Raw genomic sequence first — 15,348 nt, forward strand, 5'->3', positions numbered from 1 at the left:
CGGACATTGGCTCTCCGCGTGTCAGTTCACCACGTCGCGGCCCTTGCCCCCGGGCACCTCGGACGCGGACAGGCCGGAGGGCGCGAGCGGACCATGGCGTGGCACGTGGACGTGGAACGTCGCGCCCCCACCTGGCGTCTCCTCGATGCGGATGTGCCCATGGTGGGCCTCGACCACCTGACGGATGACCCAGAGGCCCAGCCCGAGGCCGCCGTAGTTGCGCACTGGCACGGCCCGCTCGAACCGCTCGAAGACGCGCTGTCGGTCGACCGCCGGGATGCCGATGCCATGGTCGACGACCGAGAGCGTCACCCCCCCGCCTTCCTCGCGCAGGGTGACGTCCACGGGGTGGCCCGCGCCGAACTTCAAGGCATTGGACAGCAGGTGGTGGAACACCTGCTCCATGCGCTCCCGATCGAAGAAGCCCTCCAGGGAGCCCTCGAGCTGGAGCCGCACCGTGCAGCCCTGCCGCCGGGCCTCGCCCTGGTGGGCGAGCACCACGCCGCGCACGAGCTCTCCCAGCTCCACCTGGGCCCGCGACAGTTGCATGCGGCCCGTGGTGAGCTGCGACACGTCCAGCAACGTCTCGATGAGCCCGGCCAGCCGGCGCGCGGAGCGGCGCGCCGTGTCCAACCGCTCGCCAATCCCGGGCTGGGAGGACGCGTTCAGGCTCCGCTCGATGGCGCCAATCTGGAGCTGGAAGATGGTGAGCGGTGTCTTCAGCTCATGGGAGGCCACGGACAGGAAGTCGTCCCGGGCCCGCACGGCCTCCAGGAGGTGCTCCACCTGGGCCCGTTCCCGGGCCACCTCCCGGCGCATGCGCGCGCGCTCGAGGTGGGCACGCACCCGGGTGAGCAACTCCCGGGCGGAGAAGGGCTTGACGAGGTAGTCATCCGCTCCGGACTCGAGGCCCTCGAGCGTGGCCTCTTCCCCGGCGCGGGCCGACAGCAGGAGGATGGGCAGCTCCTTGGTATGGGGAGCGGCACGCAGGGCACGCAAGAGCCCCACACCATCCAGCCGGGGCATCATCACGTCGGAGATGACGAGATCGGGCGGGTGGGCCAGGGCCACTTCCAGGGCCGCCTGGCCATCCGCCACCGTCTGCACCTCGAACCCGGCGGACAGCACCCGGTGGAGGTAGTCGCGTACGTCCGCGTTGTCGTCCGCGAGGAGCACCCGGGCGCGAGGCCGGTTCGGCTCGGGCGCGACGGGCGGTGCCTCGGCGAGCTCCTGGACGGACCAACGCAGCGCCTCCTCGACGTAGGGGCCGGCACCGGTCGCGGTGGAGGGCAGCACCCGCGTGGCGCGAACCCGCTCCTCGGGCAGGTGCGCGAAGCCCAGGGGCACCTCGACGGTGAACGTCGCTCCCTGACCCTCGATGCTGTCCACCTTCACCCGTCCTCCGTGAAGCCCCACCAACTCGTGCACCAGCGCGAGCCCGATGCCCGAGCCCTCGTGCGTCCGGGCATGCGCGTCCTTCACCCGGTGGAAGCGCTCGAAGAGGCGCGGCAGCTCCACGGCCGGGATGCCCGTTCCCGTGTCGCGCACCTCGAGGACGGCGCACCCGTCCCGCTCGAAGGTGCGCACCAAGATGCTCCCCTTGTGGGTGAACTTGAAGGCGTTGGAGACGAGGTTGAGGACGACCTTCTCCCAGAGCTCGCCATCCAGATAGACGGGCTGGGACAACGGCGGGCAGCTCACGAGGAGCTGGAGCCCCGCGCGCTCCACCGCCGAGCGGAAGGTGCCCGCGAGGTCCGCGCAGAGCGTGGAGAAGTCGGCGGGAGCGAAGCTGGCCTCCATCCGCCCCGCCTCCAACCGGGAGAAGTCCAGCAACGTGTTGACGAGCCGCAGCAGCCGCCCCGCGTTGCGGTGGAGCGCCTCCAGCTCGGTGCGGATCGCCTCGGGCAGCGGGCCCGCTCGCCCGGTGAGCAGATCCTGCGTGGGCCCCAGCATCAACGTCAGGGGCGTGCGGAACTCGTGGCTGATGTTGCTGAAGAAGGCCGTCTTGGCGCGATCGAGCTCCGCCAGGGCCTCCGCGCGCCGACGCTCCTCCTCGTGGGCGCGGGCATTGCGCAGCGCCACCGACACCTGGCCCACCAGCAGCTCGAGGAAGGAGCGGTAGCCCTCGTCGAGCGCCCGATTGGGGCTGAGCCCCGTCACGAGCACGCCCAGCGGAGCGCTCTGGCCCGCGGCGGCCACCGGCATCACCACCGCCGTGCGGACCGGATCCTCGAACGGGCCCCCCGTCAGCGTGACGCGGCGCTCCACGTCCTCGACGAGCACCGTCTCGCCCTCGGCGGCGCGGGCCAGGGGCCACACCGGCTCGCCGTCCCTGCCCTCCACCCGGAGCGGACACGCCGCCGCGTTCTCCTCCAGGCCAATGACGCCGTGACGGGTGAACCCCTTGCCGTCCGGATCGCGCAGGTACAGCAGCGCGAAGGGCACATCCAGGGGGTGCTCGGCGATGGCGGTGACGACCTCCTCGCAGGTCTTCGCGACGCTCCGGGTCACCGCCGCCCGGGAGGCCAGATCCCTCAGGAGCCGCAGCCTCCGCTCCCCGAGCAGCTGCTGGGTCACCTCGCTGCAGACGGCGAACATGCCGACGATGCGCCCCGTGTCATCCTCGGCGGGGGAATGCGAGACGCTGAAATAGGACTCCTCGCGGTAGCCCGAGCGCTCCAGCAGGAGCATCAGGGCGGGCGTCCAGTTCGCCACGCCGGTGGCCATCACCTGGTGGATCATCGGCCCGAGCGTGTCCCACGCCTCGGCCATGGTGACGCGGATGTCGAGCCCCAGCGCCGCCGGGTGCTTGTCGCCGATCAGCTTCGAGTAGGCATCGTTGTAGAACTGGAGGAAGGACGGCCCCCACGTGAGGATCATGGGGTAGCGCGACGAGAGCATCGTGCGCACCAGGGCCTTCAAGCTCTCGGGCCAGGCGTCCATCGGCCCCAGGCTGCTCGCGGACCAATCGTGTGCGCGAATGCGCGCGTGCATTTCACTCGGACCGGCGAACATGATGGGCGGCGACTCGGATGGGCTCGGGTGTTCTCCCAAAAAAAGCCTGGAACAAGGGTGGTGTACAGTCTCATCCCCCCTGGGTCGCCATCCGGAGAACAGGAGACAGGATGATCAAGCGGATTTCTCTCGCACTGGGAGTGGCGGTGGTGGGTTTCGCCTCCCTGGTGGCTTCTCGGCCCTCGGCCTACCGGACCGAACGCGTCAGGACCTTCGCCGCGCCCGCCGAGATTCCCTTCGCCCTGGTGAATGATCTGCACCGCTGGCGCCTGTGGTCCCCCTGGGACGCGCTCGAGCCGGGCATGAAGCGCCACTTCGACGGGCCCATCGCGGGCCCCGAGGCCGTCTACACCTGGGCGGGCAACGCACAGGCGGGCAAGGGGCGCGTGACCGTGCTGGAGAGCCGGCCCCACGAGTTCATCCGCGTGCGCTTCGAGCGCCTCGCGCCCCGGCCCTCCACGAGCACGCTCGACTTCTCCTTCCAACCCACCACCGGGGGCGTGCTGCTGCACTGGAGCCAGGAGGGGCAACTGTCCTGGCTGGACAAGGTCCGGTTCCTGTTCACCGATATGGAGGCGCGGCGGGGCGAGGAGCTCGACCAGGGATTGAAGGCCCTCGTCGCGGTGTCCGAGACCGAGGCGAACAACCGGCGCGAGCGGGACGCGTTGATCAAGGCGCGCTCCGAGGAGAAGGCCCAACAGGCCCCACCCGCCCCATCACCCTAAGGGGATGAGGGGAGCGCGCGCCTCGAACCCGCGCCTCAGCGTCCACCCAGATTGGCGCAGGCGCGGGAGTCCCCCCCCTCACAGGCGCGCCGCAACAGCTTCGTGGCCTCGGCGTCGTTCTTCTCGGCGCACGCGCCCGTGCGGTGGCAGATGGCGGCGCTGAAGCAGCCCGCCGCGTCGCCCCCCTCACACGCCCGCATGTAGAGGGAATAGGCACGCGCGGGATCCGCGCTCACGCCGCGCCCCTGCCAGACGAGCGTCCCCAACACATTGCACACCCGGGCCACGCCCGCCTCGCAGCCGCGTGTGTACAGCTCGACGGCGCGCGTCACCTCGCCCTTGCGCTCGGCCTCGGCGCCCGCTTCCACACATCCCTTCACCGTCCCGCCCGGGCAGGCCGCGTCCTGCGCCGCCAGCGCCGCCGCGCTCTTGTCCTGCGCGGCGGGCGGCGCGGGCTTCTCCGCGCAGGCCCCCAGCAGGAACGACAGCCACACCGCCCTCCAAATGCCTTGCATCCCTTCCTCCTCATCCACCGTGTCGCCGCGCAATCCTTCCCATGCGGGCGCGGCCCACCGCGCCGCCGGTGTATCACAAACACCCGCCAGCGCAGTGCCCTGCCTCCGCGCGAGGGCTCGAGCCCTCAATTCCAGACAAGCTCGTGCCCCTCCCCTGGGGCCACGCCAACCCACCTCCGGTTGGGAATGACCCGCTCCCTGGACGCCATCCCAGGGGAACAAGGGGCACACGTTCCCACCCATGCCCCCTTCATCCCACGAGGAACCGCGGGAGGAGAGCATTGTCATTAAAAATACGATTGTGCTGCAACCCGAGCCGCCAGTGCCGGGAAGCGTCGACGATTGGATGAGAGGAACAGGCGGCGCAATCGCTACCCTCTGGCGTGGACTATATGAAAGTGAGAAAACAGAAGCTGGAACTCCGCTCGCGGTCGGCCTCGTGGTGAGAACATTCACGCTGCACGATTTCAGACAGACTGGTTGTTAGCCGGACACAGCCCCCGAAAATAAGTTTCTCGCTTTGGCGTCTGATGCGTTGCGGACAAACCGCAATCCCCGTTGTACATTTGACTCCGTAAAAAAATGCCGAGCCGGGTGATCCTGGATTTCCAGTTCCCCCTCGCGACCGACGTCTGACCCGCCGGGCGCTCCATGCACATGGAAGCGTTACGGCAGAGGAGTGCCCATGAATGCGCAGCAGTGGTGCCATGACGTGTGGGTGGGATTGTCCCGTACGCTCCGGGGGGCGAGGCCTTCCACGCCATGGCTCGCGGGATGGATGGTCCTCTTCTCCGTTCCCGGCTTTGCCCAGACGACCATCACCATCGACGCGGGCGCCAACCGGCGCGGCATCAGTCCCAACATTTATGGTGTGGCCCATGCCACCCAGGCGCAACTGAGCGAACTCAATTCTCCACTCAATCGTAACGGAGGCAACGCCTCCTCCCGTTACAATTGGGAGCAGAACGCCTCCAACCGGGGCCAGGACTGGTATTTCGAGAGTCTGGCCCACGAGGGCGCGGAGCCGGGGGGCGAGGTGGATGAGTTCATCGCCAGCACCCGGGCGGCGGGAGCGCAACCGGCCGTCACCATTCCCATGGTGGGCTGGGCGGCGCGTCTGGGTCCCAATCGCTCGCGGCTGGCCAGCTTCTCCATCTTGAAGTACGGCCCGCAGACGTCGAGCGACTCCGTGTGGTTCCCCGACGCCGGCAATGGCATCCGGCTGTTGGATGGCGAGTTCGTGGTCAATGATCCCAATGACGCCAACACGCCCGTGGATCCGGACTTCCAGGCGGGGTGGCTCCAACACCTCCGCGCGCAGTGGGGCACGGCGGCCCAGGGAGGCGTCCGCCTCTTCGCCATGGATAACGAGCCCAGCCTCTGGTACTCCAACCACCGCGATGTGCACCCCGTCGGCGCGACCCTCGAGGAGGTGCGTGACAAGCACATCGCCTATGCCTCCATGGTCAAGAGCGTGGAGCCCAATGCCCTCGTGATGGGTCCCGAGGAGTGGGGCTGGAGCGGCTACTTCTACAGCGGCTATGACCAGCAGTATGCCAACGAGCGGGAGGAGTACACCGAGTTCCCCGATCGCGAAGCGCACGGCGACGTGGACTATCTGCCGTGGTGGCTCGGGGAGCTGCGCCGGCACGAGCAGGCCACGGGCCGCCGGCTGTTGGATATCTTCACCGTGCACTACTACCCGCAGGGTGGCGAGTTCAGCACGAACGTCACCTCCGCCATGCAGTTGCGGCGCAACCGCTCCACGCGCTCGCTGTGGGATCCAAACTACGTGGACGAGACGTGGATCAATGACAAGGTCTCGCTCATCCCCCGGCTCAAGGGCTGGGTGCAGAGCTACTATCCCGGCACGAAGGTGGGCATCACCGAGTACAACTGGGGCGCGGAAAACCACATCAACGGAGCCATCGCGCAGGCGGACGTGCTCGGCATCTTCGGCCGCGAGGGATTGGACTATGGCATCCGCTGGGAGACTCCCGCGGAGAGCACGCCCACCTTCAAGGCGATGAAGCTCTACCGCAACTACGACGGCAAGAAGTCGGCCTTCGGAGATCTGAGCGTGTCGTGCACCGTGCCCAACCCGGATCAGCTGTCGGCGTTCGCCGCCGAGCGCTCGTCCGATGGGGCCCTCACCGTCATGGTGCTCAACAAGGCGCTGACGGACACGGCGGCGATCTCGCTCCAGCTCGCCCGCTTCAACGCGGGGGCCATCAGCCAGCGCTGGCAGCTCACGTCGGCCAACACCATCACCCGGCTGACGGACGTGTCCGTGTCCGGCGGACGGCTGAGCACCACGGTGCCGGCTTCGAGCATCACCCTGTTCGTCATTCCCGTGAAGACCGTCACCAATCAGCCGCCCGTGGCCCGCATCACGGCCACGCCCTCGACGGGGTCGGCCCCGCTGCTGGTGAGCTTCAACGGCGCGGCCTCCACGGATCCCGACGGAACGATCACCTCGTATGTCTGGAACTTCGGTGATGGACAGCAGGGCAGCGGCGCCACGGTGACCCACAGCTATACCGCGCCGGGCAATTACACCGCGACGCTCACGGTGAAGGACTCGGGCGGCGCCAGCGCCTCCACCACCGTGGCCATCACCGTGACCACGACCAGCTCCTCGCTGGCCGCTCCGACCAACTTCTACGCCGTGGCCTCGGGTTCGGACGTGACCATGCGCTGGAAGGACAACTCGGAGGACGAGGATGGCTTCATCCTCGAGCGCGCGGAGGAGACCTGGCCCCTGGTGTTCGAGATCATCGGACGGACGGGCGCCAACACGACCGTGTTCGTGGATTCGGACGTGCCCGTGGGCGAGTACGTGTACCGGGCCAGGGCCTTCTCGGGCACGGATGTCTCCGCGTACTCCAATCAGGACGGCGCCGACGTGCAATGAGCCATGACCTCGGGGCGGCCCCTCTCCGGGGGCTCCCGGGGGCCGAGCCGCCGCGGCGGGCCTGGGGGGAGACCCGGCGCGGCGTGAAGGTTTCCGTCTTCTGAACCCGAGGAGTGCCCAGGGGCGAGGCCCCCTCCTCCTCCCTGGGCACGCACGCCCCATGACAAGAAGAAGCAACCTCCGGCGCTCCGGCCTGCTCGTGCTCGCCCTGTTCCTGACGGGAAGTGGTGCCCTCGCCCAGGGAACCTCGGTGATCCTCGGTACGGTGACGGACGCGGCCACGCGCGAGCCCGTCGTGGACGTGGTGGTGACCGCCACCTCGCCCAACCTCCAGGGAGAGCAGACGGTCGTCACCGACAGCCAGGGCCAGTACCGCATTCCCCAGCTTCCACCCGGGGTGTATGCGCTGCGCTTCGACAAGGAGGCCTACAAGCCCCTGTCGAGAGAGAGCATCAACCTGCGTCTGGACTACTCGGTCCGCGTCAACGTGGAGCTGCTACCCGAGGCGTTTGGAGAAGAAATCGCCGTGGTGGCCCAGGCGCCCACCGTGGACATCGGCTCGGCGGCCACCGGGGTGAACGTCAGCGCGGACTTCCTGCGCAACATCGCGGTCGTCTCGCCCTCCGGCAAGGGTGCCGCCTCGCGCTCCTTCGAGGCCCTGGCGGAGCTGGCCCCGGGAGCCAACGCGGACACCTATGGTGTGTCCATTGGCGGCGCCACCTCTCCGGAGAACCAGTACATCATCGATGGCGTGTCGGTGAACGATCCCGGCTTCGGCATCAACGGCGCCCCCCTGAGCGTGGAGTTCATGGGCGAGGTGAACGTCATCAGCGGCGGCTACCTGCCCGAGTACGGCCGCTCGACGGGCGGCGTGGTCAACGCGGTGACGAAGTCGGGCTCCAATGAGTTTCATGGCTCGGTGTTCGGCAACGTCACGCCGGGCGCGCTGGCCTCCCGCGGCACGGAAATCCTCCAGGAGGCGGGCACCATCTCTGGCCGGGCGGCGTTGTGGAACCTGGCGGACGTGGGCTTCGAGGTGGGCGGCCCCCTCCTCGAGGACAGGCTCTGGTTCTTCGCCGGCATGGCGCCCTCCTTCTCCCGTTACCAATTGGAGCGCAACCTCAACGCCCAGGTCCTGGACGCCAACGGCCAGCCCCAGGTGGACGAGCGGGGCTTCATCCGGACCGAGCGCATCCCGGGCACCCAGCGCGACTACTTCGCGGACCAGCGCAACTTCCAGTTCATCGGCAAGCTCACCTACCTGCTCAACCAGGATCACAACGTCAGCGTGACGGTGACGGGCACGCCCTCGTCCGCGGGCGGAGAGGGCCGCTTCGCCATCAGTGAGCGCACGGGTCTGCCGGAAGTGGAACTCATCTCGGGGCAGCCAAGTGCCCTCGCCACACAGCGCATCGCCAACGCCCTGGACACGAGCCTCAAGTGGTCCTCGGCCTTCCTGGACAAGCGATTGCTCTTCAACGCCACCCTCGGGTGGCACCACCAGGAGGGGGCCGTGCTCCCCTCGGATGGCTCCCCCGTGGGCAGTTCCATCGGGTACGCGGGCATCGCCAACACGACGTGGCAGCGGAGCACCGACGCGGCGGGACGCCCGAATCCGCACTCCGTCACCGAGTTCGAGACCCTGCCGGATCCCTCCGTCTGTCTCGTGCCCGATGCCCCCGGAGGCACGCGCTGTCCCGTGCTCAACTACCTGACGGGCGGTCCCGGCCGGCTCGACGACACCCGGTTGGATCGCTACCAGGGCAAGCTCATCGGTACCCTGCTGCTCCAGGGCGCGGGGCAGCACGTCATCAAGGCCGGCATGGATCTGGAATTCATGCGCTACGATCACGTCCGCGCCGCGAGCGGCAGGACCGTGCTCATGGAGTCCGAGGACGGGGCCTACTTCTACGACTACCGCCAGTTCGGCTACCTGGTCGCTCCGGACCAGGTGGACATCGAGCAATCCCAGCAGCGGGTGTCGGCCTCCAACTCCGTCGGCGGCTTCCTCCAGGACAGCTGGAGCCTGTTCGACGTGGCCACGCTCAACGTGGGGGTGCGCTATGACGCCCAATACCTCATGGGTGGCGGCAACCTGGCTCTGGTGCTGGCCAACCAGTGGTCTCCGCGGCTGGGGGTGATCGTCGATCCCACCCGGTCCGGCAAGGCCAAGGTCTACGCCAACTACGCCCGTTACTATGAAAGCGTCCCGCTGGATCTCGTGGACCGCTCGTTCCCGGGCGAGCCCGGCTTGCGCTCGAACAAGAGCTCCACCTCCTGCGATCCCCGGGATCCGGCGCAGCAACAGGGTGTCTGCAACACCGACCAGGCCCGGCTCCCCTTCACGGGCGACCTGGACGCCAACCGGCTGTGGGAGACCATGGGCGCGGGTGCCACCATCGTGGATCCCTCCCTCCAGCCCTCGTCCACCGACGAGTTCGTGGTGGGTGGCGAGTACGAGCTCCTGCCCAACGCGCGCGTGGGAGCGACCTACACCCGGCGCACCCTCAACATCGCCATCGAGGACATGAGCCGGGACAACGGGGCCACCTTTTTCATTGGCAACCCGGGGCTCGGGTTCGCCCGGGACTTCGCCCCCTACAAGCCCCAGCGCGACTACGACGCCGTCACGCTCTTCTTCCAGAAGAACTTCGCCGACCAGTGGCTCGCCCAGGCCAGCTACACGTGGTCCTCCCTGCGCGGCAACTACGAGGGTCTGTTCCGCTCGGACACCGGCCAGTTGGATCCCAACATCAACTCCGACTTCGACCTCGTCTCCCTGCTGCCCAACCGCTCCGGGCCACTGCCCGCCGACCGTACCCACCAGCTCAAGGTCTTCGGCGCGCGGGAGTTCGCCCTGCGCCCCAACCTGAGCCTCAACCTCGGCGCGTCCTATCGGACGTCCTCGGGCACGCCCTACAGCTATCTCGGCGCGCATGATGACTACGGCGCGGGAGAGTCCTTCATCCTGCCGCGCGGCGCCGCGGGCCGCCTGCCCTGGTCGCACCGCGTCGACGGCCGCGTGGCGCTCAACTACCGGCTGTCCCGCGAGCTCACCGCGTCGTTCAGCGTGGATGTCTTCAACCTCTTCAACTTCCAGGCCCCCGTCGCGTACGACCAGAACTACACGTACTCGCCCGTGCTCCCCATCGAGGGCGGCCAGAAGGCCGATCTGGCGACGAAGCTGGTGGGACCCGACGGCGAGCCGATCGAGGCCGCGAGCCTCAACAAGAACTTCGGCAAGCCCACGGCCTACCAGTCTCCGCGTTCCGTGCGCTTCGGCGCCCGGCTGTCCTTCTAGCCCTCCTGGTCAGGAAAGGTTTCTCACGCATGACTCGACGAATTCTCGGGCTGGCCGGGGCCGTGGCGCTCTTGTCCTCCTGTGACTCCTCCCAGCCTCCCATCGGATGTCCGGTGCAGAGCCTGGATTGGTCCGCCGTCTACACCCTGAAGGAGCCGACCCTCTGCCCCGTCATCGCGGGAGAGAGGCTCGGCATCCAGAAGTTCTCCAGCCGCACTGGTGACGAGCGGCTGTCCATCAACCCCGAGTCGCTCGTGGCCCTCAACGAGCGCGACTCCTCCCAGCCGTCGTATTCGCTCGGCACGCTGGCGAAGCAATCCGACGCCGAGGGCTTCTGCTCCGCCATGGAGATGCCGGTCGCGCGCAAGGACGCACCCGCCGCCGGGCAAGAGCCCGCCACGAGCATTTCCTACCAGTGGAGCAACGTCCGGATCCTCGCCACCGCCCAGGCGCCGGGCACGCAGATGGTGGCGGAGCTCGAGCGCATCGAGAACGGCTGTACCGCGAAGTACGAGGTCTGGGCCATGTGGCCGGGAGACGTCGAGTGCGGGAGCGAAGCCGGCGAGCCAGATGACAGCGTCTGCCAGACCGAGCTCACCATCAATCCCGACTTCGCCGTCACCTGCCACCCCACCCTGCTTCGTTGCGTGCCGGCGAAGCGACCGCCGTCGTTGAAGTAGCGGCTACCATCTCGGGAAGGCGGACGTCCTCGTGCCGTCCCGCCTCGCTCCGTGAACACCCCATGCCCCAGACCCCACCCGTCCTCGAGTTCGACGTCCTTCCCTCCCTGCCCGGGGAGTTGCTGCGCGCCGCCCTCTCCCCTCGCGCCGCACGCCCAGCCGACGTCCCCCGGCTCGAGGCGCGGATGCGACACCTCCGCGCGGAACCCCGCGCCCTCGCGCGCTACCGGGAGGTGACGGGCTTCCCGGCGAATGGCTTCCTTCCCCTGACGTACCCCCAGGTGCTCGTCACGCCGCTGCACCTCGCGGTGCTCAACCACCCCGGTTTCCCCTACCGGTTGCTCGGAATGATCCACGTGCGCAACCGCATCCAGCAGTGGCGCCGGTTGCAGGAGGGCGCGGTCCTCTCCGTGCACGTCTGGGTGGAGGGCCAACGCGAGGTCCGGCAGGGGCGGGAGCTGGAGGTGCATACCCGGGTGGAGGAAGGCGGAACGCTCGCCTGGAGCGCCGTCACCACCATGCTGCGCCGGCTGCCGGGCGCGGCGGAGCGCTCGCGAGGCGCCCGATCCCCGTTCACGCCGGATCCGGAGGAGGAGGCTCGCTTCGCCTCCAGCCGCACCGAGCATTGGACGGTGCGCGAGGACACCGGCCGGCGCTACGCGCTCGCCTCGGGGGACTTCAATCCCATCCACCTGCACGCGCTCACGGCCCGTCCCTTCGGTTTCTCGCGAGCCATCGCGCACGGCATGTGGACCGTGGGCCGCGGCGTGGCGGCGCTGGGCCAGGAGGCGGAAGCGCCCGCGCTGACCCTCACCTCGGACTTCCGCCGGCCCCTGCTGCTACCCGCGCGCGCGGTGTTCCAGGCGGCGCCGCTGGCGGAGGGGGCGACCGCCTACCGCGTGCGGGGGGAGGATCTCACCCCCTACGTCCTGGGCGAGCTGCGGCCTGGAGCCGAGCCCTCCACGTCGTGAACGAGGAGGGGCTCGTCGCTCCAGGGTTTCGTCCCCCGGGAACCCCCAGGGGACGCGACTTCAGTGGACGAAGGTCTCGACGGGGCGGAGGAAGTCCACCGGCTCGTCGCGAACGTCGCTCTTGAACTGCGGGCGCAGCTCCACGAGCCGCTTCACCAGGTCCACGTTGGTGATGGGGCCCACCTTGAACGGCGTCTGGCTCCCCGTGGCGATGGCCGGCTCGAAGGGCACCACGCCCGCCACCTCCCGAATCGCCCCCAGGAAGCCCTCGCTCAAGGAGAAGCGCAAGGAGCAGGTGGAGCAGGTGGCGATGTCATACAGCCGCTGGTGGCGCCGCTCCAGGTCGGCGAAGGACCAGGTCGCCACCGAGGCTCCGAACTGGGTGTCCGGAACGCCGAAGCTGAACCCGGGATTGCCACCCGTGAGGAACTTCGACATGCGAGCGGGAATGCCCGAGGTGGGGCTGATGTGCGTGAAGCTCAGGTTGTTGATGTTGTTGAGGTCGGTGGTGCCGGTATCGGCGAAGTGGCAACCATTGCAGGTGTTGAGGGAGAACTCCTTGCGAGCGCACACCTCCTGGGGCGAGGCGGGGTTGGCACCCGTCGCGGCCCAGCGATTGGGCAGGCGCACGAGCGCGTTACCGCCCAGGAAGGGCCGGCCATTCACGCTGAAGGGCACGGTGTAGCTGGCCGCGCACTGGCTCGGAACCATCAGCGGCGACTGAACGCCCGTCGGGGCGATGGTACCCAGGACGAAGGAGGCGACATCGGGGTCGAAGTTCGAGTTGTGGGTGGCGTCATCCGGCGTGAGCGCCACGGTATGCGGCCGGAGCCCACCATTGACGGGGGTATCGGGACCCGAGGGGTTCTCGGTGGTGAGCGTGAACTCGCGCAGTTCCCACTGGGGGTTGAAGTCCTTCTCGTTGGTGCGGATCTGGTTGAGCGCGTTCTGGTTGCCCTTCGAGGGGGCCATGCCATGGCGGACGACGCTCTCGGTCATCGTCTCCAACTGGGAGAGGTAGCTCGCGTCGAAGCTGGCGTGGGTGCCCAGTTGCACCCACTGCTGCGCCCAGTCGATGACCTGGCGGCAACCCGAGCGCGGCACGCCGTACTCGAAGATGACGGTGAATTCCTTGAGATTGCAGCTCGCCTCCGTACCGCCGCCCCACGGCGAGGGACGGGTCACCCCGAACACGAAGCGCAGCTCGCCCGCGTCGGAGGAACCGCCGTAGCCCCCACCCGAGCTCTTGCCGAGATCGGCGCGGTTGACGATGGCCAGCAGCCGGAACGGCGCGATGTCGAGATTGAGCGAACCGCCGAGCAGGACTTCATTGCGCTGGGTGCTGGGATTGACGACGAGGGCCGAGGAGATCCCGCTGGCGGTGGCCCAGGGTTGAATCACCTTGGCGAACATGTCGGTGCGCGCCAGGACGTTGTCCCCATTGACGGTGTAGTTGTTGACCCAGAGCGACAACCAGTCCTTCACGAAGCTCTCGGGCGTCTGGCCCGAGCCCTGCGCCAGTTCGCGCATGAGGTGGGCGAAGGTCCATACGCCGCCCTGCGTGCCGTTGCCGGTGCAGGGATCCCAGGTACGAGCCGGATCGAGGACGACGGCGGGATCCCGGATGAGCAGCGTCTTGCCCCACGAGGCCTGGGTGGAGACGGGACGGGCCGGACAGACGCTCAGCGGCGTGAGCGCTCCCCCCGAGAAGGCCCGCACGTCCACGGCGGCGCCGAGGGCACGGCTGACCGGGTGGCGGCCATTGAACAGGACCGCCTCGGTGGAGATCTCCCCGAAGGCGCCCGAGGCCATCTGCTGCTCGTTCTTGGCGCGCCGCTCCAACTCCGTCACGCTCAGCTGCGAGAAGGACGTGAAGAAGTCCGGACCGGGGCTCTTGGGAATCATGCCCAGCTGGGCGAGCGTGTCGGAGCGGAAGAGGACCAGGGGATTGCTCGTGTCCCCGAGCACGCGAACGAGGCTGTTGGAGAGTTCCTTGTTCGCGGGCGGGGGCAGCTTCACGCTCACCGCCACGTTCTCCTCGAGCGCCGTGGGCCGGGCGAGTTGCTGGACGAAAACCCTGGTCGCCGACTTCGCGTCCACCAGGGGCAGGGTCTTGAGCGCGGTGCTGCTCCCCTCCTCCTCCGCGGCGGCCGCCGCTGGAGCAGCGAGCTGAGCCGTGGTCTCCTCGGAAGAGGTGGGCCCGGGCTGACACCCTCCGAGCGCCAGCGCGGCGCCCAGGAGCCAGCACGGCGTGGACTTCAACCCCTTGGTCTGTCTGCTCACGTGATTCATGAAAGGTGTCCCCCTGATGAGCGCACCCCACAGGGTGGCTATTGTCTAGAATAAGAAAACAATTCCTATTAAAGCAAGTACAATCAGGGAGCAGCGGAGGACCCGGGAAATTCCTTTCACCGTGTTGTTTCTGGAGCAACGCGCCTGTGTGTAGCTTCAAAAGCAACACGCCTGTGTGTAGCTTCAAAAGCAACAAACAGGATGTTGCCTCTGGAGCCACACGGCTTCAGAGGCGGGTGGAGACGGGAACCCGGAAATGGAGCAGCAGATACGCCTGCCCCACGTGGAAGATGGAGGCATCGAGCGGCCCCACGTCGAGGAAGCTCCCCAGCCTCTGGGGAACATAGAGGGCCGAGGCCCAGCCGATACTGAGGAGGAAGCCCTTGCCGAGCTGGAACTCCAGGTCCGCGCCGAGCTGAAGACCCGGCCGGAGGAAGTGGGTGTTCTCCAGGGTGTCCGAGTACAGGTAGGCGTAGGTGAGGAGCAACCCCGCGTCGAGGGAGAGTCGCACGGGACTGGGGCTGAGCGCGAGGCCCACCCCCAGCGGCTTCCAGGTGGCGCCGTAGATGCCGGTGTTCTTGTACTTCGGCGAGATGATGAGGGAATCCGGAATGAGGGCGGTGATCGCCGGGGCGAAGCGGATCTCCCCCGACTTCAGGGCACGGCCGCGGTACTGGCGCGGAATGAGGGCTTGATTCTTCTTCAGCCACTCCTTGTCGAGCACCGCCTCCACGTTGAGCTTCAACCCGGTATGGAGGGGTTGATCCTCGAACACGGGGCCGAAGAAGAAGAAGGCCGCGGGACCGACGGCGAAATCCACCGGCGCGGTGACGCGCCGTTGGGCGGCCGAGACTCCAGGCAGGAGCAGGAGCAACGGTACCAGCAAGTGCATGCGGTTCGAGCATCCATTCATGTCATACTCTCCGTGCGAGCGT

9 protein-coding genes are annotated in these 15,348 nt (G+C 68.1%); 5 read left to right on the forward strand and 4 right to left on the reverse strand.

Annotated elements, in window-relative coordinates; all coding sequences use genetic code 11:
- Positions 1 to 21: 21 nt before the first annotated feature.
- Complete coding sequence (locus D187_RS09055) at positions 22 to 2,943, reverse strand: hybrid sensor histidine kinase/response regulator (protein WP_002623430.1); 2,922 nt, start codon at positions 2,941 to 2,943, stop codon at positions 22 to 24.
- 182 nt (positions 2,944 to 3,125) lie between these two features.
- On the opposite strand from D187_RS09055, the gene D187_RS09060 reads away from it, so the two are divergent.
- Positions 3,126 to 3,740 carry an SRPBCC family protein gene (locus D187_RS09060; RefSeq protein WP_002623426.1) on the forward strand — a complete coding sequence of 205 codons (615 nt, stop codon included), beginning with the start codon at positions 3,126 to 3,128 and terminating at the stop codon, positions 3,738 to 3,740.
- A 35-nt stretch (positions 3,741 to 3,775) separates the two neighbouring features.
- Here the strand turns inward: D187_RS09060 and D187_RS56335 are convergent, their stop codons facing one another.
- Positions 3,776 to 4,255: a tetratricopeptide repeat protein gene (locus tag D187_RS56335; protein ID WP_162159632.1), complete on the reverse strand. Its 480-nt coding sequence runs from the start codon at positions 4,253 to 4,255 to the stop codon at positions 3,776 to 3,778.
- Between the two features lie 685 nt (positions 4,256 to 4,940).
- Between D187_RS56335 and D187_RS09070 the strand changes: the two genes are divergently transcribed.
- The 4 genes from D187_RS09070 to D187_RS09085 all read left to right on the forward strand — a co-directional run bounded on the left by D187_RS09070 (position 4,941) and on the right by D187_RS09085 (position 12,121).
- Entirely contained in the window at positions 4,941 to 7,169 is a 2,229-nt protein-coding gene (locus D187_RS09070) for a glycoside hydrolase family 44 protein (protein WP_043428940.1), read from the forward strand.
- A gap of 160 nt (positions 7,170 to 7,329) precedes the next feature.
- Complete coding sequence (locus tag D187_RS09075; RefSeq protein ID WP_002623419.1) at positions 7,330 to 10,470, forward strand: TonB-dependent receptor; 3,141 nt, start codon at positions 7,330 to 7,332, stop codon at positions 10,468 to 10,470.
- A 29-nt stretch (positions 10,471 to 10,499) separates the two neighbouring features.
- Positions 10,500 to 11,150 (forward strand): hypothetical protein, encoded by a 651-nt coding sequence (locus tag D187_RS09080; RefSeq protein ID WP_002623418.1) that lies wholly within the window; start codon positions 10,500 to 10,502, stop codon positions 11,148 to 11,150.
- 62 nt (positions 11,151 to 11,212) lie between these two features.
- Entirely contained in the window at positions 11,213 to 12,121 is a 909-nt protein-coding gene (locus D187_RS09085) for a MaoC family dehydratase (protein ID WP_002623415.1), read from the forward strand.
- 60 nt (positions 12,122 to 12,181) lie between these two features.
- Here the strand turns inward: D187_RS09085 and D187_RS09090 are convergent, their stop codons facing one another.
- Positions 12,182 to 14,413: a hypothetical protein gene (locus D187_RS09090; RefSeq protein ID WP_002623414.1), complete on the reverse strand. Its 2,232-nt coding sequence runs from the start codon at positions 14,411 to 14,413 to the stop codon at positions 12,182 to 12,184.
- Positions 14,414 to 14,639: 226 nt separating this feature from the next.
- Entirely contained in the window at positions 14,640 to 15,305 is a 666-nt protein-coding gene (locus D187_RS09095) for a hypothetical protein (protein WP_020917897.1), read from the reverse strand.
- Between the last annotated feature and the right edge of the window lie 43 nt (positions 15,306 to 15,348).

The sequence above is a fragment of the Cystobacter fuscus DSM 2262 genome, from assembly GCF_000335475.2.
In the GTDB taxonomy this organism is placed as follows: Bacteria; Myxococcota; Myxococcia; order Myxococcales; family Myxococcaceae; genus Cystobacter; species Cystobacter fuscus.